Source organism: Methanococcoides vulcani, assembly GCF_900111645.1.
GTDB classification, from domain to species: domain Archaea; phylum Halobacteriota; class Methanosarcinia; order Methanosarcinales; family Methanosarcinaceae; genus Methanococcoides; species Methanococcoides vulcani.
Window position 1 is genome coordinate 271,972 of sequence record NZ_FOHQ01000003.1, and the last position, 21,135, is coordinate 293,106.

The following is a 21,135-nucleotide window of genomic DNA, read 5'->3' on the forward strand; positions in this document are numbered from 1 at the left end:
TAAGTTTGATGGTGATATTGGAGTTCTTGAAGCCTGTTTATGTTGTTGGAAGGTATATCAAGAATCTTCTTCATCGATCTTAATATAAAACTTTGAATTATTGCGTGTCTATTTCCCTCATTTTAAGACTTACACCTTACATCATTTACCCTTTTAATGTTTGCATCCCCACTACAACATGTACATGCTCTAAAGACATCAAGAATAGTACAACAAATGAGGAAAGGACTTGATTAATGACGATATAGACTAAGTTAAGCATTTTTTAAAAAAAATAGCTAGGAGGCCACCGTTTCTTATTGCTGACATTTCGGCAGCCTGCCCGATTCGCCTAAGCAAGACAGTCTATGTAGGAAGGTTAAAGTTAATTTTTCAAAGAATTAAGTCATAGGAAACATCATGGTGAACTAGACTACAATGTTACTGCCTCTCTAATATCACTTGATTCCTGTTCTGTTGGTATTGATTTTTGATAACTTCTTTTTCTATCCTCACCTTGCTGCTCTCATCACATCGGTTCTGCTGATTATGCCCACTATATCATCATCCTCTTCAACTGGCAGGGCCGTGAGGTCTTCCTCGATCATTATCTTTGCAGCGTTCACCACCGTCTCATCCGCCTTTATGGTGATCAGGGGGCTTGACATTATATCCTCAGCAACAAGAGCTACCTCCTTTACATATCTGTAGACCTTCTCTCCCGCAGGCATGGGTCGACGTGCCATTTTTATGTTCTTTACAGGAAGCTTTCCTTCGTTATCTTGCATCATGCTCATTGCCAGGTTACTTGCGGATATCATTCCAACGGCCTCGCTCATATCATTGATCACAACAACACGGTTGATCTCGTTCTCATTCATCTCGTCTATGACATGGTTGATCGTGTGATGCCTGTGTACAACGACAACGTCCTCGGTCATGAATTCAGAAACCTTGGTTTCAAGACCATCCTCAGAAATATTTCTGACAATGTCGGTCATTGTGACTATTCCCACAACATTTTTGCTTACAACAGGAAGGTAGGTGATCTCGTTCTCAAGCATCAGGCTGATGGCTTGTGATATCGTTGCCTCCGGGTAGATGGTTATGGGTGACTCCCTCATGACCATGCTTACAGGGATCTTATCGATGGGTCTTCTTCTCCATACAGGCTCTGCCTGAGCCAGTTTCTTCCCGATATCAGCTTTGTTGACGATTCCGACCATCTTTTCGTTGTCTATGACAACAATGGTGCTTATCTTATGCCTGAGCATCAATCCCCTTGCATGTGATATGGGCTCTTCTGGAGATATTATATAGACCGGTGAGCTCATGATATCTGCCACCTTTATATTTTCCCTCCTTGCATTTGCCTTGGTGATTTTCTTCGACATTGCCTTGAGGAAATCCCTCTCCGTGATTATCCCGCAAAGGGTACCCTCATCGATTACCGGCAGCGAACCTACATCGTTCTCCATCATGAGGGATGCTGCCTTGCCAAGGTCCATATCTGATGTGGCCCACACAACATCCTTTGAGATCAATGAGCCGATGGGTTCATCAAACGCCTCATGTATGTCACCGGTAACAATCTTGTCGAATGCCTCCCCGTTTCCAAGATAGTGCATAATATCAGAGGCTGTGACAAGCCCCACAAGTATCTCATCCCTGACAAGGGGCAGTCTTCTCAGCCCTTCCTTGATCATTATCTTTGCAGCTTCACCTATCTTCGTGTCCGGGGAAACTGTCTTCACCTTCTTGGTCATATACTGCCCGATGGTCTTGTTGGCAGGAACATCTGAAACAAGTGAGACGAAATCCTTCTCTGTACAGATGGCGACCACCTTTTTTTCACCGTCCACGATGGGTATGCCTCCGACCTTTCTCTCAAGCATCATCTCCAGTGCTTCAGATATCTTTGCATTGTTCTTAATAAAGGCAACGTCATTCTGCATGATCTCATGTACGCTTTCATTGATGGCTACCAGGAGATTACCTTTGTATTTATTCTCCACCAGAAGGTTCCTGTCCCCTCCTCCCAGAAAGTCGATGACATCCACAGATGTGACAATTCCCTCCAGCCGATTTGTCCCTGCATCCGTTATGGGTACACGCCTGAACCCCTTGTTTGTCATTGTCTTGATCGCACCCATTATTGTGGTGGTGGGGGGAAGTGTCACGACTTCCTTTGTTGCAATTGCCATTATTTCCCCTTCATGCTCCGAAGCCCTTGCTTGGGAATTTACAGGTCCAAAGTCCATTGTCCCTGTCATGTCCATCATCTTAGGATCCTTTCTCTGAATGGTCTTATCCTGTGCATTTAGCTTCTCCTGAGCCTTTACTTTTTCATCTGCAAGCTTTGTTGCTTTGTATTGTATGTTCAATTGAACCACCAAACTCCCAAAATATTGATATTATTCTACCCCTTAATTCCCACTTTTCAATATGATTTCTCTACGAAAAATCGTTAACATTATCTTGACATACGTTTTGAGAGAGTTCATTCAGAGGTCTTACCAACAAGACATGCCTTGAGAAGGTCATGCCTTCCGACTATTCCCACCATCTTTGAATCACTTATAATTATCAGCCTGCCTATATCGTAATGTAGTACCATCTCTATTGCCTTTGATATCGAGGTTTCGGGCAATGTTGCATATATAGGGGTTGACATGAGCTTTTCCACCTTTGTGGAGTCATTGGGCTTTGTCCCGTGTGCATCACTGGAGCCGATCCTGGCGAACCCGGCTTTGATGATGTCCATTCTTGTGATCATTCCCATGGGCTTGTTCTTCTCGGACACCACGGGGATGCCTGTAAAGTCCTGGTCCAGCATGTTCTGCCAGACCTTTGAGATGCTGTCATTCGGATTGCAGGTCTTGACCTTTGTTTCCATGATCTCCTTGACCATCTTCGGGGATATCCTGGTAATCTTGAACTTTTTAAGCAGATCTACATCGCTCAGCATACCCACAAGCTTTCTGTCACTGGTTGAGGCGACCACTGGGACCCTGTGCATCCCGACCTCTACAAGCAGTCTCGCGGCCTTTATGGCATCCATGTCAGGAGTGATCAAAGGGCATTCCCTTGCATACCCTGCCACCGTCACATGGGATTTGTTGGCCGTTATGTTAAGCACGTCCTGATCCGTAAGAATACCCACTAGCCTTTCAGAACCATCGATTACAGGAAGACTGCGCAGAAAATGGTCACGCAGCATCTGCCGTGCGTGGGTCACGAAATCATCTTTCTTTACGAATACCCCATCTTTTGACATTATTTGACCTACTGTCATCGATTTACCTCCCCCTTCAAATATTGAACTAAATCATTATGTGAAAAATAAATTTAATCGTAGTACTCTTCTTCATCTCTGCAGCTCTCGCACAATATTCTCCCATTTACCATTGCAAGATCAGCGACATAGTAACCGCATCTCTGACATATTCCTCCCTCATATTCTTCTTCCGCTATAACATTTTGTTCGCGGTTCATTTCTATGAGATCTGCCAGTATTGTATTCAATCCGGGTGCTATCGTAAGTAGATCCCTGTCTGTGATGATGCCCACAATCTTCCCATTCTGCATTACAGCAAGCCTGCGGATATTGGTCTTAGACATTGTTTTAGAAGCATCTATGACATTCGTGGATGGTTTAATCATTATCAAGGGGGAAGACATGAGCATGGAAGCAGAGACATTTTCAGGTTTCTTGTTCTTTGCTATTATCTTTTTTATCATGTCTCTCTCAGTTATGATTCCCACTGCCTCATCGTTCTTTGTTACGATTATGCTGCCCACATTGTGCTTTATCATCTCCTTTCCGACTTTTATAGCACTTTCCTCGATATCTGTGGTAATCACTTTTTCTGTCATTACTTCCTTGACCGAGATATATTTCTCAATCTCTTTGATAGATTCGTTTGTCCCCTGATCATTTGTAGTATCCATAACCATAGTTACCACGGTTCCTATTTTTTAGCAATGAAATGTTAATCCCACTGTACTACTAATTTCCCACTATTCAAAAGGTTTGTTTTTGATTATATATATGTGCTTGTGTGCAATTTTACTCCTTAATGTAGTCAGCGAGATAATTGTGAATTATACTCGAGATGAGTCAATCACAATGAAATTATTTCAACATTGACCTATATCTGTATAAGTCGTTTACCCCCAATGCTCATGTGAGGGAAAGTTTGATGAATTGGGCTTTCAATTATTAATTTATTAAAGACTCAGCTAAAAAGTTTGCCCAGCTGATTTCTTACTTAATTACAAGGTTGGATGTCTCCCATGCCAAGGATTGAACCCTTTGAAAGGTACACATCTAGATACGAAAACTGGTTCGAGGAGAACAGGCCGGCCTATGAATCGGAGCTTAAGGCACTGAAGGCCAATATACCATCACATGCAAGAGGACTCGAGATCGGTGTTGGAAGCGGCAGGTTTGCAGCTCCATTAGGTATTCTTTTAGGTGTTGACCCTTCGTCCAGGATGTTGGATATCGCCCACAAAAGGGGTATTGAAGTGGTCAAAGGTGTGGCTGAAAAACTCCCTTTTGCAGATTCCAGTTTCGACCTTGCACTGATGGTCACAACCATCTGTTTCCTTGATGATATTGAATCTGCATTCAGGGAAGTGAACCGAATCCTGAATCCTGATGGTTCTTTTATCATAGGGTTTATAGATAAGAACAGCTCTGTTGGCAGGCCATATACGGAAAAAAGAAAGAAAAATGTATTCTATGAAATTGCCAATTTCTATTCTGTGAATGAGGTCGTGTCCCTGCTCTAAATTTCAGGGTTTGATGACTTTTTTTCACCCAAACCATCTTCAGGGATCTGAAGGACATAAAGGATATCGAGCCTGTGCTCCCAAGTCATGGAAAGGGCTCTTTTGTGGTTGTCAGGGCTGTAAAGCGATAAATCCGGAATCAAATCTAAACATCAGAGTGTACAGGAATAAGGTAAAGGGAATTAAGGTCAAGCTGGTGATACACAACCTTGAGAGGTATGTTAAGGCTTCATGTCACATGTGGTGAGGATTTCTACAGATCCTCATATTGAACAACAAAAAGGACAATCCTACTCTGCAGCTACTCCAGGAAAATGATACAAGTCGTAAATCACCTCATGGAGCAACTAAGTCATATTTTTCCATTATTTCATTCTCAGTCGTTTTTTGCATTTTTTGATATCCGATCAGGTGTCCATGGAGGATCCCAGACCAACTCGATTTCTGCCTTCTTTATACCGTCAATCGATTCAACCTTCTGCTTGATATTATCCAGAATCATTGCAGCCATTGGGCAACCTGGCGTTGTTAGGGTCATTTTGATATTGGCTTGATCGCCTTCAACATCTACATCGTACACTAACCGAAGGTCCACGATATTGATCGGGATCTCGGGATCATAGCATTTCTTAAGAACTTCCATCACATCTTCTTTAGTGACCATAGGCACCCACTCCTTATCCTTTGCACTTTATGATAATAACTAAATAGTTTCATCCTGAATAATTATTACGGGCATGATAAATGCCTACTGAATTATTAACGGGGGTAATTCGAATATGGCAAAACCTAAGATGTTATCTGTAGAGACCATAGCCAGAGATCCTATAAAGGATGCAGAGGGAAAAGAAATTGGGAATTTCGTAGACTTTATGATAGACTTGGAGCAAAATTGTATTCCATACGTCATTGTGTCGCTTAAAAGTAGAGATGGATATGTTGGCATTCCCTGGGGAGTTTTCAAATTGGGGGAAAAGCACAGTTTTATTCTGGATGTTGCTAGCTCCACGCTGGATAGTGCACCGGGTTTTTCAGAGGATAAATGGCCTGATACAACTACTCGCGAATACGAAGAAAAGATTTACAAACACTTTGGCTGTCCGTTGTGTGTGCGCTGCTAAATTGCGTTGATTTTGTATTACAGGGACGTCATGTGACGGTTCCTGAACTTTCCTTTTTATATCGCTTCCCATGACCCTTGTTCATGGCGAAAGTTGGTCGGTCAGGTAAACTCGACTCCGAAGTCCTGAAAATCCTGTGCGGGAATATCGAAGAGGGATGCCATACAAACACGCTGCTCCAGCTGCAGGTATATCCTACCAGACGTTCCGCAACTGGATGAAAGGGGGCGAGAATGCCAAATCCGGCCAGTACAAGGAATTTTACGAAGCCATTAAATGGATGATTTATAATGGGGATATTTAAGAATTACTTCTCAATATTCATCTGCATTACATAATACAGTACATACACATAACGCATTGGCATATTGCCGTTAACATTCAAAAGCGATTGCCGCCAAGATAATATCATATTCGAGAGCGGGCACTGTCCTGACAGTTAGTGCGTAATGTACTTCTCAAATTGTCTGGAGGATATTGATCTGAAAGGTCATGATCTATGTTCTGAGTGTGAGGCACGGTATCGTCATTGATACCTAAAAATTATAGAATCGAATCCTTCTTTATCACATTTCTCAATCTTATTAGACCTGCCTCAATCCTAACAAAATCCAAACTTTTCCTGTTATATTCTTTTATATCTACCTCATATTTTTCGGCAACTTTCTTTACAATCGGCAACGGTTCTGGATCGCTCTTTCTCCATAACGGTCTTAATTCTCTCAGAAATATATTCGCTGTTACTGGACCGATACCATAAAAATCCATTAATTTTTTTTCCAAATCCTTGTTGTCTTTTGCTTCTTTATGTAAATTTTTTAAACTCCCATTGTACTCTGTCACAAGCATTTCACAATTCTTAAGAATTTGTGTGGATGTTTTCCAATCATAACGCACATAGCCACCCTCTCTCATAACAGGGTTCACCAGCAGGCCCCAACCCGCATCCAGTATTTTTTTTGGCTCTAAAAGATCATAATTTTCAAAAGCTTTGTATGTGTTCTTTGCAATTGTTTCAGAGATCCTTGTTCCAAAAAGGATGCTGGCCAAAAACCACTTGAAAAGTTCCTTATCATCGTTTTTCTTCAAGTCGATGTCCAATTCCTCAGAATATAGTTTGCTTCCTTTTAATTTGTTGATACTTACTTGCATAATCGCCGTTTTGGGAGAACGTATTCCTTTCTTTCTCCCGTATTCTTCCTTCACAGAAAGCACGACCTATTATCTTCACCGCACAGCAAGCACCTGTACCTTGGAATGTCTGATAACATTCTCTGCCACACTTCCAAGCAGGAATTTTTCTATTCCTGTATCACCAAGTGTGGCCTTCACCAGCCCAAGCGTGCCTACTACCACCATGTCAATATCATTGTTCTCTGCAAAATCGATAATCTCGTTATCGGGATGTCCTTCAAGCAGGACGGATTCCACCTTTACACCGGCATCTCCTCCTACCTTCTGCACATATTCAAGTGCATCATTCCCCTCCTCTTTCAGTATATCATACACTTCGTCCCAGCTCGGCGGTCTCGGGCCAGTGAACATTGAGAAAGAAAGATATTTGGGCACAACATGTATAGCATATACCTTTGCCTCACTTAACCTTGCGATTTCAATTCCGCAGGAAACTGCCTTTTTGGCGTTTTTTGATCCATCGGTTGCGATCATTATTTTCCTGTAAACCTTGCTTTTCATAACATCTCACCATTAAATCGATAATCAAAGAATGGATATAAAACTATTGGATTTATCTTTTAACAACTATCTCCCGTGCATCGCGGCGCAGTCATGCGATACTAAAAGAAGGCGATTACAAAGACATTTACTCCCAAATTGAGAGATCTGAAATTTCGGATGCTATTTTTGTATAATTCATGGGATTGGCATTCTGTCCTTTATGCCGTGTCATTCTTGATGTTCTGAGGAGGCTGACACAATTCCTCAATTATTGTACTACTCTTGATGTCTTTAGAGGGTGTACATGTTGTAGTGGGGATCAAACATTAAAAGGGTAAATGATGTAAGGTGTAAGTCTTAAAATGAGAGCGATAGACACGCAACAATTCAAAGTTTTATATTAAGATTGATGAAGAAGATTCTTGATATGCCTTTCAACAACATAAACAGGCTTCAAGAATTCCAATATCACCATCAAACTTATGCTCAGGATGTTCAACGTACTGCATTATTGTTCTACTCAATGGCTTGAAGTAATGAGAAACCAGCTACAATAACTATTTATTTTAAAATTAGTCTAACTAATATTGAGGGGAACGGATGGGAATTCAACAGAGTATGGGGATCTGTATTGGAATATTTTTAATATCTACATATTAAACCTTCTGAAAGGTATTTTATGAATGATGTAATAAAATCAAAACGTCCGAGAGACATATTTAATGAATTGAAATGGAAAGAAGGCCCTGTAGAAATCCTGTCTAAACCGCTATAAAATGAATAAAGGAAATCAGAACTATGAAACGTTCAACACTACTGGAAAAGCAGATAAAGTCTAAATTACGTGAATTTTTTGAACCACTCGGCTCGACCCGTTACTTTGTAGAGGTAAAACCAAGAGGGCATGAATTTAGCGCAAATATCTGGGTTGAAGCGGAAATCCTAGATGAAATTGCCGAGAATACTGAAAAACTCACATATATCTCGAATACCATCAGAGAAGTGGAAAAGGAATTCAAAACAACAATCTTTGAAAGACTGAAACCTCTTTTGTGATATTTTTCGCTCTTATGTAGCATTGAGGATAAGGATAACCACGAACTCACCCAGTTTCCTCATACCCTTCCCCTTCCACTTAATCTTCTCGCCTCTCTTAATCTTCCACTTAATCTTGTGCAACGCTCATTTTGAGAACCCCATCTTTTTCCATTCGGTGTCAGAAATGTCAATGATCTTCTTCCTCAACAGATTCATCTTGAGATCTTCCAATAAATATATATTAAATTGAACACATTTTTTAAGCGGGGAAATGCAATTCGGGGTATTGCAGATTTTCTGGATCAATACAATATTGACGTTTATACTTATGCTGAAATATCGATGAAGAGAAATGATACAGAAGATCAGTATCTGGCAGAAAGGTTATGGCCAGTTCATGTGCTATGACCAACCTATTGCACCCTGCAAGCAAACTGAACAAGTAGCTTCAATAAAATATTAAGTGAAATTTAAATATTTCATAAATGACAACGGGAAGAATACAAATGAAAAAAATAGATTTCAAAGGGCCAAGAGATATGCACAAATCAAAATGTACTAACTGCGGTCAGGAAACAGAAGTGCCTTTCGTACCGGACCCAAACAGACCGGTATACTGCAGGGAATGCTTCCAGAAACACAAACCACCTAAAAAAGACTGAGTGGCTGTGAATAATAATATTTTTTAAAGATCAAAGTACCATGTTGTAAACTACTGTATCATTTCAGGAGGCTGTGATCGAAACTTCGTGGTCGAAATCCGCTTGAAGCCACTTATGAAGATCTTAAAAGTCGAGGATGAAGGTGATTGGAAATGAGTGATCATGAAGATGAATATCTGGTGCAGCAATGCATTAAATGCAAGGAAGAGTTCCAGCGCGGTAGTAGGATCTATGGATTACCGTTTGAACGGATAGGGCTTGTCGGCAAATGCTTTGAGGAGCCTTTTCGGGAAGATGCAGAATACGGCAGTGTATACTACTGTCAAGAGTGTGCGAATGCCTATGAAAAGGATCATGAAGAAAAGGAAAACAATCTCATGGAAATATTCACGTCTGAGTGTGATTCCATTCGATGTATGGAATGTGGTGATTTCATCAACGATAAGGTAAGCGGAAACCAGATTGGTGTCCTGAAGTTCGAACGAGGATATCCTGGAGACATGCATGAACCACCAGAACCAGGATACCTGTACTTTGTCTGCATGGATTGCTATAAGAAAACTGAGTGATTTATATATCGTGTGTTTTTCCACTGGAACAATTCAAGCGTTTCTATCCTGTGTTTGATCGATTCAATAGCCATATTATCACCTATGATTGTCCGGCAAATAGATCATATACTTCCCACTGGCCAGGACCTCCTCAGGAATCACCATCTCCGAATCGTATATGTAAACTCCACGCACTTGTTTTGCAGTCTCATTTCTTTCAAGCTTCTTGAGTCGCTTCTCAATTGTATGTGTGGTCATCCTCCTCCAGTGCTGCCAGTCTGTGTTCGATATCTTCTAGTTGTTCATCCTTCAGAATCGAATTGTGTGCCTGTATCGCGATCACAAGGACCCTGAGGTACTTTAGTTTGGTACTGTCGCCTTCACGTTCCCTGAAACGCTGTACTTTAACGCGGTCGTAGATATCCGGGATCATCTCTGATGAAAGCGATAACAGACCATCACGGTTTAATTTTTTTAAGCAATCGGGGTCAATGGTGGTTTCTTTTGTCATTTAGGCCTTCCATGGTAGTGTTTTTCTTAGGATGGTGGCGGTTATCTGTCAGGTCGAAACCTCCTTTGAAGTATCCACAATGTTGAAAATCTTCATGACAGCATCCTTCACTTTTCGCTCCAGTTGGAAGCTATCTTTGTGTCTGCTACTACAGGGAGGCTGGTCAGATATTTCGCGCCTGCTTCCTCCATAGTATCTTTCAGAATATTGGCGACTTGTTCGGCCTGTTCTACAGGCACATCTAAGATAATCTCATCGTGGACCACCCCAATGATCAAGGCCTCCGTGGGTGCCAGCCTAGGCGAAAGCCAGCCCAACGCCTGCTTTATTATATCCGCTGCTGTACCCTGTATTGGAGTGTTATAGAGTTGGGTTGTCTTCGGCTGTCCGTCCCATAATCGCCGCCTGCCTGATAATGTCCGGGTTTGGGAGTGATGCCCCATTCTCATGAAGTATTTTTGTACCCCTGGATAAGAGGTTAAAAACGCCTGCTTAAACTTCTCGGCCTCTTGCTTGCTGATGGTTACACCGTAGCTGTTCTTAGCATAGTCCTTTAACCCAGTGGCACCCATGCCGTAAACCATACCGAAGTTAATAGCCTTGGCTGCCTGCCTTTGCTCTTTTGTTACTTCGTCTATAGGTGTGCCTGTAATCAAGGAAGCTGTAAGTTTGTGGAGATCCCCACCATGCTTATAGGCCTCTAGCATTCTCTTGTCCTGGCTGATCTGGGCCATTACCCTGAGCTCTATCTGAGAGTAATCCGCTATAACTAACCGGTTGCCTGGGCTCGCTATAAAGCAACTCCGGATTTCTGACCCTTTCGGGACCTGCTGGAGGTTGGGATTTACACAACTCATCCTTCCGGTAGCTGCTCCCATCTGCTTATAGGTTGGGTGCAGGCGTCCCGTTACCGGGCTGATGTGTTCCGGATACTTCTTAGTGAAAGAGTTGACAATCTTAGCAGCTGCCTTATACTCCAAGAGTACTTTAATTACAGGGTGCTCGTCGGCCAGTGGTTTAAGTGTTTCCTTATCCGTCTTTGATACATCAATACCGTGAGCCTTTAGGGCCTCCAGTACCTGCTTAGGACTGTTCAGGTTTATGCCAGGATCCCCCAGCAGTTTTTTAGTTCTCTCGGCGGTTTCGGCTTGTTCCTGTTCCATCTTAGATGAAAGTACACGCCACTTGTTCTGATCTACCAGCATGCCGTTTAGTTCCATGTCCACTAGGGCAGGCACGCACTCAAACTCAAGGGTTGCAGCTCTCACGAGATCGTAGGCGTTCAGGTTTTTGGCTAGCTTCGGTCTTAGGTCCAGCAGGATAGCAGCGTCTAAAGCAGCATATCTTAACTGCTCTGTGGTTAGGTCTGCCTGGCCCCAGTCTGATACCTGCTCTTCCTTGGAGAGATCCACACCCAGGTATTTTTTAGCAAGTGCCTTTAGACTGGCCCCCGGTGTGTTCGTCAGTCCTGCAGTTAAAAGTCTCTCTGCTAGCATAGTATCAAAGATCTTACCGTTTACTGGAAGCCCCGCATGTTTCAAAAACTTAAGATCAAATTTAGCATTATGGAAAGTTTTAGCGACTCCACCCGCCAGCAGATCCTTAAGAGGCCCTCTACTGTCCTCTGGAAGCCTGAAACAATCGATAACTAAAACTGGGGTCTCTGGAGCTGCTATCTGTATCAGCCGGATCTCTGCCTCTAATGGGTTTAATCCGGTGGTTTCGGTGTCTATTGCTAGGTACCTGGCACCTTCTAAGAGGTCTACCCCTGCCTTAAGCTCTGCTGCAGTCGTGATTAATTGGTACTCTGGGAGCCGTGGTTCGTTGTCTGAAAAAGCCTCTTTAGATGCCTCTGTTGTTGGGAGGGATTTAGAGGATACCGAACATGCCGGCTGATTAGTTCCACCTCTTCCCAGCCGCCGCTCTTTATCCTTGGCATCTATTCGCTTTATAAGATACTGGAAAACTTCAGGTAAAGGCATCTTTCCCATCTCCTTGTTCTGGCTCTTCCTAATCTAGTCTCAGGTCTATAGGTATAAAGTTATGCAGGGCTTTCTCATATTTGAAAAGTGGTTCTACTGTCCTGCCTCCACGGTTCTTTACAATCTGGACCTTGGCATAGGTGTCCTTTGAATGGAAGAAGATGGGATTCTCTAAGGGTACTTTACATTACATGAAGCAGAATGCCAAGAGTGATAAGCCGTTTACGTTGAATGCTCACGTGAGGGAGAGGTTGGAGAATTAGGGATAACGAGATTTTTGCAAATTAAAAAAGAGAAAAAAGAAGAAAGTTCAAGCTTCAAACTTCGTAGAAACGTATTTGAACCAGTTTGCTTCCGTGGTTGTCATACTGCCAGAAGTAAAGTGGATTTGGATAGAGGGTAGGATCGTATGTATTTAGCGCTGCCAGATAGTCGAACACCCATACATTGTCCTGGTTTGATAGCATATCAATGGCATTCGGTTCTTCCTGTCCACTTACATAGAATAGGTCTGTAGCATCATCCCATTGTGCTTTTTTAGATTTAGAGACCTGTACGTCCCCTATATCAAAGTAGTAGGTGTTGTTAGCCTGAACCCAGCCGACGATGTTTGTATATCCACCCGGCTTAGCCTTGGCAGCAATGTATACATGATATTTTCCTGGTGCCAGCTGGAATGCACATGTGCCATCATCGAATGCATTTCCATCGATGACATTAAACTCAGCGCCCTGTGTTATATTTATTCTAATACCAGGAACTACTGTTTCAACTCCCTCGTCCCAAACAGTAATATTAAAATCACTGGTGTTCTCAGGCACGAACATTGTGTGTCCGTTATCATAACCATTACCATTACCGTTCCAGTCAACATCCTTTCCGATGATGTTCAGGTTGTAGTGTGGTCCATTGAAGTCTGTTCCTGGTTTTGCTGCTTGCACCGATACCGCTAGCCCTGCACATATAAGCACAGCCAGCACCCCTAATACTAATATTCTTGCTTTCATTTGTACCCACCTCATAAGTAATGAGATAAAATCGATTATGTTGTGGCCATATTTATATATTTAATGGCATAAAAAGTTCAATTTTAAAAATGAATGGCAGATGCCCATATATGATGTCTGCAGTGTCGGAAGATGCGGATTTTCTACTGTTCAAAAATGAATGTTGTTAGGATTTAACAGAATACAAATGCTGCCTATCCGGACAGTACATATCCAATTCAATCTTCATCATCTGAATAAGATCACAACAATATTTTGCAGCAACCACTTCGATGTTCTCTAAAGGTACGTTGCATTACATGAAGCAGAACGCGAGGAGCGATAAACTATTTTCTCTCAATGCTCATGTGAGGGAGAGGTTGGAGAACTGGGTTGCAGGCTAAAAACTAGGTTTGCTTTATCCTATTAGAATCTACGTACGGATAGTGAATATGTATCGTATATACCTTTGATATACGGATACCATATCGTGAGTACAAACTTTATCCTATTAGGATATAAAGCGTAACGTACTACGGATATAATCTTATCGTAAGCTATATTCGACCCAATATTACTAAATCAGTAATATATATTTACAAAAGAAGTTTAAATATCCCTATATCCGACTAATAGTATCACTTATCGGAATTAGATAATTAATTATCGGATTTAGATAATTCCATTTCGGAAACAGAAATACATTTCTTTTAATAGGATTGTAAATTATCTGCTCTATATCTACAGCATTAAGATTTAGGAATATACAAATCGGCCTTAGTCTACATAATATATCTACAGAGTAGACATACGGATCTTAAAATTACACCTAAAGCAATATCGGTATAAACTTGCTCTAGTACGGATACAATTCCAAAGCTTACGTACAAAAAGTCTATTTTTAAATCTCTTTAAGATCTGATTTTAACATACGTCAATTGAGCTTATATCATCAGTAATAATCGAGTTTCAATCCCACAATGGTCTGATTTTTAACAAAACTAAATATCACTCTTGGTATTGTTGGTTTTATCTGATTTCAATCCCTGTAAGGGCTGATTTGAACTAACAAGGATTTTTGACATATAACCGATTATGTATGCGTGATTTCAACCTCTTTTTAATTAACACAAAATCTCTTCGCCCCCAGTTCTTCAAGGCTCATCCTTTAGCATTTCCCTTTTAATCTCATTGACATACATGTGGGCGAGTCTTGTGGGTTCCGGCAGTTTGTAACCCCTAAGGCATTTTCTGGTAACCTCAAGACAGGTGTTCAGGGATATCCTGTGACCGGGTGCAACCACAATGGGATTACTTCGCTTGTTTGTTTTCAGGAGCCAGCCAACCTGTTGTCCCTGGAATAAAAGGGGGTTTGCTTCCCCTGTCTCCGGCTTGTCCGCCACACCACAGAGAACCTTCTTTGCAATCCCTATGGCAGGCATGTCCGTCACAACACCTATGTGAGAAGCAAGGCCTGCTTTTCTTGGGTGGTTAATCCCGCAACCGTCAACCATCAGGAGATCGGGTTTTCCCTTAAGTCCTGAAAGGGCATCAACAATTGGTTTTCCCTCCCTGAATGAAAGGTATGTTGGTATGTAAGGGAAATTGATTTTCCGGATCACATGTGTTCTTTCAATGACATCCATTGTGTCGTAATCAAGAAGAATCACGCCGCAGATAATTAAATCCCCAAGGAATGCACAGTCTGATCCTGCTATTGTTTCCAGATTCCCAAATTCATCCTCTGTGCTCACAGAAGCTGCTATTTTGGCCTGTATATCCCTCAAAAACTCAGGTGAGTGCGACTTCGGATCCAGCAATCCGGCTCCAGTCTTCATAATTCGGTTTCTGCCTTTACTACTATAAAAAAGTCTCCACAGAATCCTTGAAAGAACTCATAACCAACCACTATTAGCACCAACGAGGAGGAAACTATCGCTAGACACTAGATTAGAATCTGAGATCTGACAGGGTTTCTATGAAGATAATTCAGTAGTCGTTCCAACTTTTTTAATTAAAACATTTATACTTTAATTTCAGCAACGACTATCCATGTACCTTTTTTAGTCTTAGATTCCATAAAATATGTGTAGCATACTTTCATATTTTCTCTTTCTACAAAAACTTTTAAAATATCTTTACTTACCAGAATCTGGACAATCCTGACAGCAAAAATATATTAAAAGCACAACTATATACCAGTTAGAAAAAACGCACCAGAGAAATATCACAAGAGGGAGATAAGATGAAAGAAAAGTATAGGAGAGGCTTACCTTTTATAGGAGCACTGATTGGTGGAATCGTTGCATATCTACTAAGACCGAGTGCTCCACTAGTGGGCCAACTACCATTCGATGTGGTCATGACCAGAGGAAATAATCTACAGGGCTTAGAGAAGATAGCAATACCAACAGCAGAAGCATCATTTAACTACATTATAGCAGGCGTAATTATAGGTGCAATACTATTCTGGATCATAAGCATCCAAGTAAAGGAATGAGATATATACAACAAAACAATAATTCATATACGTCGACTGATAACGCGTGCGTGCCGGACACATGTTACCAAGCCATGAAGATTTCTCAGAATCGACTTACCAAACATGGCGAAGGTTCGCTTTTATCGGGTAGACAAGGTATCTGGCAGGCTAGACCAACAGGGTCTAGATCCCGACCGGAGCACCAATTCTAACTATTCTTCTAAGTTGTTATCTTTTGAATCGCTTGCTATCATCAATCTTCCAATTCTCCAACCTTTCCTTAACATGAGCATTCAATGTAAACGGCTTATCACTCCTGGCGTTTTGCTTCATGTAATGCAATGTTCCCTTGGAAAACCCCATCTTCTTCCATTCAGTATAAGGCATATCAATGATCATCTTCCTTGTATAATTGCTTTCTTTATCTTTCGTATAAGATTCGTACAAGAAATTCTTCCCAATCGCTATCATCATGCACATAGAATAGCTTTCCTTCAGTTTTATACTATAACTGAAATATTTGCCATGTGTTTCTACATATCTTTAGCATAAAAAAGATGAGGAAAGGTCAAAAAGTTGTTGTTTTATTAAAAACAGTGTTTTAATTCTTTGTATACTGAGTACCCAGCCAACAATACTAAAAAAATTACTATTCCCGCTAATAAACTTATTGGATATATCATATATCTTGCCATATCGAACATATTGTAATGTATGAAAGTATTACCAACAATTATAGATACACAAAAAATTAATGATGATATGAATAACCACATAAATATAGAATGTTGATGAGATACAATCCAAGGTTTTTGGATATCTGTTTTTTTGGATTTGTGAACATCTCTCTTAATCAGATCCCCTTTGACGGCTGTTAAATGATCCATTCCCCAACTCATAACTTCCCATCCTCTATCATTTTCTGGAAGCTAGCTTCTGCCATGAATACAATATATCAAAAACATACCTTATTATCCAGATTCCACCATATTCAAACTTTACACCTGAAAAACTGTGGCCAATTGAAAAAACAATTGCAATCAAAATCAATGATACAAATGTTTTCTTTGCTTATTTGATATCCATTAACTCATCCCATCCCAGTGCTGCATACTAAACAGATAATTGTTAGTAGTGGTCTTCCTAGCCCCTAAAGTATCCAACCACTCTATAATGAGATCATCATCTTTTAAATCTTTGACATTCACATCAATACCTCTTATTAGTTGAGTAAAGTGTTAACTAATATATTAACTTACCAAAGGTAATGTTTCCTGTAGTTGTTGTGGGGAATCTGAATCCTAATGATTTGATTCACAGTGGAAATGTAATCTTTCCAAAGAGTAAAAAAATTATTTAAAAGGTTTGGAAGTTTAATGGTCCATTCCAGATATCCGGAATGAGAACTTATTCTTCCTCAGAAGGTGTTTCGATCTCAACTATCTCGGCATCCATAGCATTGTTCTTGACAGATTGTATACCATTCATGCAGGCTGCTTTGGTCGAATAGCCTTGACCTGTTGCTATGATCTCTCCATTCTTTGCTTTGAGCCTGAACCTGTACTTTCCACTCTTATCGGCATATATCTCAAATTTTGACATATTCTCACCTCTTCAGTAAAATTATCTATTTACGATTGATGCACAGCAGTAACACTAATTATCCACTTCCAAGAGATTCTTTTGTGGTGATGAGTTAAATACTTTTTGTGTGGAAAAATCTGGAACAAAGATAACTGACTTATTCTTGTAAGTTAAATATTAGTCTTTAAAGATTCTCGAATTTCTCAATTAATTTATTTTCCTTTTCTTTTTTACATATTTTTCCAGTTCTATCAGGAAGAAGACCGAGCTTGCGGTAACTCCTATTACTAGCCAGTCCACAGGTTCAATGGGGCTTGTCTTAAGGATCGCGTTCATTGTAGGGTTGTATGTAATGAACACCTGGAGAGATAGCACCAATGCGATTCCCATTAGCATGAACTTGTTCGAAAACAGTTCTTTGAATACATTTTCATAGATGGACTTACAGTTGAAGAGATAGAATATCTCAAAGAAGACTATTGTGTTGAGTGCTATTGTCTGAGCAGTGTTGCTATCCCTACCGTTCTGAATCATCTCGAAGAAGTATAGCAAAAATGTAGCAGTTACCATTAGTAATGCTACTGTGACTATCCTTTGCTTTATAACTGGAAGAAGAAGTGGTTCCTTTGGTGGCCTCGGAGGTCTGTTCAGGAGTTTCTTTTCCATCGGTTCCATTGTAATAGAAACTCCCAGTCCCAATGCAGTGATCGTATTGATCCAGAGAATGTGTAGTGGAAGCAATGGTGGATTATTTAGTCCAAGAATAACAGCTGCCAGCACCGCCAGGCCTTCTGCTGCATTTGTAGGGAGTGTCCATAGTATGACCTTCTGTATCTTGCTGTAGACATTTCTTCCTTCTTCGACAGCATTTACAATGGATGCAAAATTATCATCTGCAAGCACCATATCGGATGCATCCTTTGCAACTTCTGTACCTGACTTGCCCATGGCGACACCAATGTCAGCATTCTCAAGTGCCGGTGCATCGTTGATGCCATCTCCGGTCACTGCTACGACCTCGCCCTCTTGCTTAAGCAGGCCAACGATCCTTGATTTGTCTTCAGGGGATGTTCTTGCAAAGACCGATACTGTTCTCAGTGCTTCTGTGAGCTCTTCATCTGACATTCCCTGGATATCGCTTCCTGATAAAGCACCCTCAGTTCGTATGCCCAGTTGCCTGGCGATCGTGTGACCGGTCAGGATATGATCACCTGTTATCATTATCACCCGGATGCCGGCATTATTGCACTTGAAGATGGATCTTTTCACTTCTTCCCTTGGAGGATCGATCATTCCCTGCAGCCCAAGGAATATAAGGTCCTTTGTATCCTCTTCTTCGATCTCATCTTTTCCTTGTTCCAGTTTCCGATAAGCTGTTGCAATGACCCGAAGGCCGTCAGATGCCATGTCCTCTGCAGCTGTAAGGAAATTTTCAGGATCTATAGATGACAGTTCTTTCCCATTGAATTGATGGCTACACAGTTCGATCAGTTTTTCAGGAGACCCCTTCACATATATCCAGCTGTTCTTTTCATCATCCTGATGCAATGTTGCCATATACCTTTCTTCGGATTCGAAGGGGATGGTGTCAACTCTTTGCATGTAGAATTTTCCGGCTTTAGAGGCAGATACAAGAAGTGCTCCCTCGGTGGGATCTCCATCGATACCGCCTTCTTCTTTCAAATAAGCATCATTACATAGTGCTCCGGCTTTGAGTGTTTCCATTAATGCCGGATGACCAAGTGGATCGATCTTCTTCCCCTGCAGTTCGAAGTCTCCTTCTGTGGTATATCCGACACCGGTCACATCGAACTTCCCTTCTAAAGTGTAAATATTCCTTATCGTCATCTCGTTCTTGGTGAGTGTACCGGTCTTGTCAGAACAGATGACCGTGGCCGAACCAAGGCTTTCCACCGCAGGCATGGTCCTGATTATGGCATTTCGGGATGCCATCCGCTTTATTCCGAATGCCAGGGAAATGGTAATGAGTGCAGGCAGGCCTTCAGGAATGGCTGCAACTGCAAGGCTTACAGAGGCAAAGAATATGTCCAGGTCATCGAATCCCCTGAGCCTTCCGATAATAAAGGTTAGTATTGCCAGACCGAGGATAACAACAGCAAGTTTTTTTGCCATCTGGTCGATGGTCCTGACAAGTGGTGTCGAGATCTTCTTTGTTTTACTGATCAGCTCTGAGATTTTTCCGATCTCACTTTCAGAGCCCGTAGCGACCACAATTCCAAGACCGTTTCCCTGGGTTACCAGTGTCCCTCCAAAAGCGATGTTCTTCTGCTCTGCAAGTGGAAGGCTTTTGGTCTCTATAGGATCGATATTCTTCTCCACAGCTGTGGATTCACCGGTAAGCATTGATTCATCTATGCGCAGGTTCTTTACATACATCAATCGCAGGTCAGCAGGTATCCTGTTACCCGCTTCCAGGAGTACAATATCACCTGCCACGAGTTCCCTGCTATGTATTATCATTCTCTGCCCATCCCTTAGAATGCTTGTTTCGGGAACCAGCATCTTTGCAAGGGACTCAAGTGCATTTTCAGCTTTTCTTTCCTGAATGAAACCTATGACAGCATTGGCAAGGACAACTCCGAGAATGACTGCCATATCCGCATATTCCTCAAGAATGAATGTGACAAGTGAAGCAGCAAGAAGAACATAAATGAGCGGGCTTGCGAACTGCCTTGCAAATCGATGCAGGGAACTCTCTTTTTTCTTTACCTCAACTTCATTGAATCCGTACTTTGAAAGGCGGATTTGTGCCTCTTCAGCAGTGATGCCATCTTCATCGGTGTCCAGTAAGGTAAGAACCTCATCCACAGGCACACGATACCATTTAATTTCCCCACTCATAGGTAATCATGTGTTGTTGTAGGATGATATTCTTTTTGGTTTTTTGGTGGAAGATCTTGACTTTTTTGGAAGTGATGAGTTCTTAATTTAATCTGCATAAAAACATTATGCTATGATTATTATGCGGCTCATTCATTCGTATTTTTACGAAAGGTTATATGTAGCTTTAGTAAGATATAAGTAATTGAGAAGGTAAAATCGTTCCAAAATTCGCAGAATATCAGCAAAGTGGTCTTTGTTAATAAGAGGGGGATTGAGTTGCAGAGTAAAACTATCTGGTTTTTCACTATCCTTTTGGTGATCGCAACATTATTTTCAGCTTTGGCAGTAGCTGACGAGACGTCTCCGCCTGGAAACATCAGCGATCTTGCTGGTACTCCTGGAGAAACCTGGATCGGCTGGAGCTGGTCCAACCCAAATGATACTGACTTTGCTTATGTCGAGATATATCTTGACGGCACTTTTGAGACCACTACCAGTTCGACTTCGTACACTACTACCAATCTTGTTGATGATACCTTCTATACACTGGGTATTAGGACTGTAGATACTTATGACAATATCAATAGTAACTGGGTGAATTTGAGTGTCAGTACAATTCCTGATACCACCTCTCCTGTTATCAGCAGTGTTAGTCTGAGCACCAGTACTCCTGATACTGGTGATCCTATCACTGTAACCGTTCATGTAACCGATAATGTTGATGTAACCAGTGCCACAGCTGCTGGTATTGCTCTTGTTTTCCAGAGTGGTGATACGTGGGAAGGTAGCATCACTGCAATTGAAGGTACTAATTTTGTCAGTGTCTCTGCAACTGATGCTGCTGGTAACACTGCGGTGGATACCTCCGCAAGTTATACTGGTACCACTCCTGATACCACCTCTCCTGTTATCAGCAGTGTT

General features: G+C 41.4%; 20 protein-coding genes and 3 pseudogenes. 10 read left to right on the top strand and 13 right to left on the bottom strand.

From position 1 onward, the window contains the following. Positions 1-491: 491 nt before the first annotated feature. The 3 genes from BMX02_RS12305 to BMX02_RS06630 form a co-directional block, all read right to left on the bottom strand. Positions 492-2,363: a CBS domain-containing protein gene (locus BMX02_RS12305; RefSeq protein ID WP_342210529.1), complete on the bottom strand. Its 1,872-nt coding sequence runs from the start codon at positions 2,361-2,363 to the stop codon at positions 492-494. 116 nt (positions 2,364-2,479) lie between these two features. Beyond that, a complete protein-coding gene (locus BMX02_RS06625; protein WP_091689899.1) occupies positions 2,480-3,274 on the bottom strand; it encodes a CBS domain-containing protein in 795 nt (264 codons plus the stop codon). Positions 3,275-3,327: 53 nt separating this feature from the next. Then, a complete protein-coding gene (locus tag BMX02_RS06630; protein ID WP_342210528.1) occupies positions 3,328-3,930 on the bottom strand; it encodes a CBS domain-containing protein in 603 nt (200 codons plus the stop codon). A gap of 345 nt (positions 3,931-4,275) precedes the next feature. On the opposite strand from BMX02_RS06630, the gene BMX02_RS06635 reads away from it, so the two are divergent. Then, positions 4,276-4,776: a class I SAM-dependent methyltransferase gene (locus tag BMX02_RS06635; protein WP_210409173.1), complete on the top strand. Its 501-nt coding sequence runs from the start codon at positions 4,276-4,278 to the stop codon at positions 4,774-4,776. A gap of 376 nt (positions 4,777-5,152) precedes the next feature. Here the strand turns inward: BMX02_RS06635 and BMX02_RS06640 are convergent, their stop codons facing one another. Continuing rightward, positions 5,153-5,440 carry a metal-sulfur cluster assembly factor gene (locus BMX02_RS06640; RefSeq protein ID WP_091689901.1) on the bottom strand — a complete coding sequence of 96 codons (288 nt, stop codon included), beginning with the start codon at positions 5,438-5,440 and terminating at the stop codon, positions 5,153-5,155. A 115-nt stretch (positions 5,441-5,555) separates the two neighbouring features. Here BMX02_RS06640 and BMX02_RS06645 point away from each other — a divergent pair, with 115 nt between their 5' ends. Both BMX02_RS06645 and BMX02_RS11855 read left to right on the top strand, forming a co-directional pair. After that, a complete protein-coding gene (locus BMX02_RS06645; protein WP_091689902.1) occupies positions 5,556-5,897 on the top strand; it encodes a PRC-barrel domain-containing protein in 342 nt (113 codons plus the stop codon). 157 nt (positions 5,898-6,054) lie between these two features. Beyond that, entirely contained in the window at positions 6,055-6,201 is a 147-nt protein-coding gene (locus BMX02_RS11855) for a hypothetical protein (protein WP_167879306.1), read from the top strand. Positions 6,202-6,440: 239 nt separating this feature from the next. Here BMX02_RS11855 and BMX02_RS06650 read toward each other — a convergent pair whose 3' ends face one another. Further along, a complete protein-coding gene (locus BMX02_RS06650) occupies positions 6,441-7,103 on the bottom strand; it encodes a hypothetical protein (protein ID WP_135644031.1) in 663 nt (220 codons plus the stop codon). Between the two features lie 21 nt (positions 7,104-7,124). Next, entirely contained in the window at positions 7,125-7,592 is a 468-nt protein-coding gene (locus BMX02_RS06655; protein ID WP_091689904.1) for a universal stress protein, read from the bottom strand. Between the two features lie 780 nt (positions 7,593-8,372). Here BMX02_RS06655 and BMX02_RS06660 point away from each other — a divergent pair. From BMX02_RS06660 to BMX02_RS06670, 3 genes are all read left to right on the top strand, one after another. Then, positions 8,373-8,630: a hypothetical protein gene (locus tag BMX02_RS06660; RefSeq protein WP_091689905.1), complete on the top strand. Its 258-nt coding sequence runs from the start codon at positions 8,373-8,375 to the stop codon at positions 8,628-8,630. A 488-nt stretch (positions 8,631-9,118) separates the two neighbouring features. After that, positions 9,119-9,274 (top strand): CxxC-x17-CxxC domain-containing protein, encoded by a 156-nt coding sequence (locus BMX02_RS06665; RefSeq protein WP_244625194.1) that lies wholly within the window; start codon positions 9,119-9,121, stop codon positions 9,272-9,274. A 152-nt stretch (positions 9,275-9,426) separates the two neighbouring features. After that, a complete protein-coding gene (locus BMX02_RS06670; RefSeq protein WP_091689907.1) occupies positions 9,427-9,843 on the top strand; it encodes a hypothetical protein in 417 nt (138 codons plus the stop codon). Between the two features lie 78 nt (positions 9,844-9,921). On the opposite strand, the gene BMX02_RS11860 is transcribed toward BMX02_RS06670, so the two are convergent. The 3 genes from BMX02_RS11860 to BMX02_RS06680 all read right to left on the bottom strand — a co-directional run bounded on the left by BMX02_RS11860 (position 9,922) and on the right by BMX02_RS06680 (position 12,318). Further along, entirely contained in the window at positions 9,922-10,083 is a 162-nt protein-coding gene (locus BMX02_RS11860; protein ID WP_167879305.1) for a hypothetical protein, read from the bottom strand. Then, positions 10,064-10,336, bottom strand: coding sequence for a DUF8136 domain-containing protein (locus BMX02_RS06675; protein WP_091689908.1), 273 nt, complete (start codon positions 10,334-10,336; stop codon positions 10,064-10,066). The genes BMX02_RS11860 and BMX02_RS06675 overlap by 20 nt, the downstream gene beginning before the upstream one ends. Positions 10,337-10,443: 107 nt before the next feature. After that, positions 10,444-12,318, bottom strand: coding sequence for a bifunctional 3'-5' exonuclease/DNA polymerase (locus tag BMX02_RS06680; RefSeq protein WP_167879304.1), 1,875 nt, complete (start codon positions 12,316-12,318; stop codon positions 10,444-10,446). Positions 12,319-12,467: 149 nt separating this feature from the next. Between BMX02_RS06680 and BMX02_RS12375 the strand changes: the two are divergent. After that, positions 12,468-12,581 (top strand): annotated as a pseudogene (locus tag BMX02_RS12375) (CRISPR-associated protein Cas1); the annotation flags it as partial. A gap of 54 nt (positions 12,582-12,635) precedes the next feature. Here the strand turns inward: BMX02_RS12375 and BMX02_RS06690 are convergent. Continuing rightward, positions 12,636-13,325, bottom strand: a complete 690-nt coding sequence (locus BMX02_RS06690) for a hypothetical protein (RefSeq protein WP_091689910.1) — start codon at positions 13,323-13,325, stop codon at positions 12,636-12,638. A gap of 275 nt (positions 13,326-13,600) precedes the next feature. Here BMX02_RS06690 and BMX02_RS12380 point away from each other — a divergent pair. Further along, positions 13,601-13,708: pseudogene (locus BMX02_RS12380) on the top strand (CRISPR-associated protein Cas1); the annotation flags it as partial. A gap of 750 nt (positions 13,709-14,458) precedes the next feature. Here BMX02_RS12380 and BMX02_RS06700 read toward each other — a convergent pair. Further along, entirely contained in the window at positions 14,459-15,142 is a 684-nt protein-coding gene (locus BMX02_RS06700) for an endonuclease V (RefSeq protein ID WP_091689911.1), read from the bottom strand. 407 nt (positions 15,143-15,549) lie between these two features. Between BMX02_RS06700 and BMX02_RS06705 the strand changes: the two genes are divergently transcribed. After that, complete coding sequence (locus tag BMX02_RS06705; protein ID WP_091689912.1) at positions 15,550-15,804, top strand: hypothetical protein; 255 nt, start codon at positions 15,550-15,552, stop codon at positions 15,802-15,804. 1,389 nt (positions 15,805-17,193) lie between these two features. On the opposite strand, the gene BMX02_RS06720 is transcribed toward BMX02_RS06705, so the two are convergent. After that, positions 17,194-17,388, bottom strand: coding sequence for a YegP family protein (locus BMX02_RS06720; RefSeq protein WP_091689915.1), 195 nt, complete (start codon positions 17,386-17,388; stop codon positions 17,194-17,196). 189 nt (positions 17,389-17,577) lie between these two features. Next, positions 17,578-20,232, bottom strand: a complete 2,655-nt coding sequence (locus tag BMX02_RS06725; protein ID WP_091689916.1) for a cation-translocating P-type ATPase — start codon at positions 20,230-20,232, stop codon at positions 17,578-17,580. Between the two features lie 258 nt (positions 20,233-20,490). On the opposite strand from BMX02_RS06725, the pseudogene BMX02_RS06730 reads away from it, so the two are divergent. Further along, positions 20,491-21,135 (top strand): annotated as a pseudogene (locus BMX02_RS06730) (hypothetical protein); the annotation flags it as partial.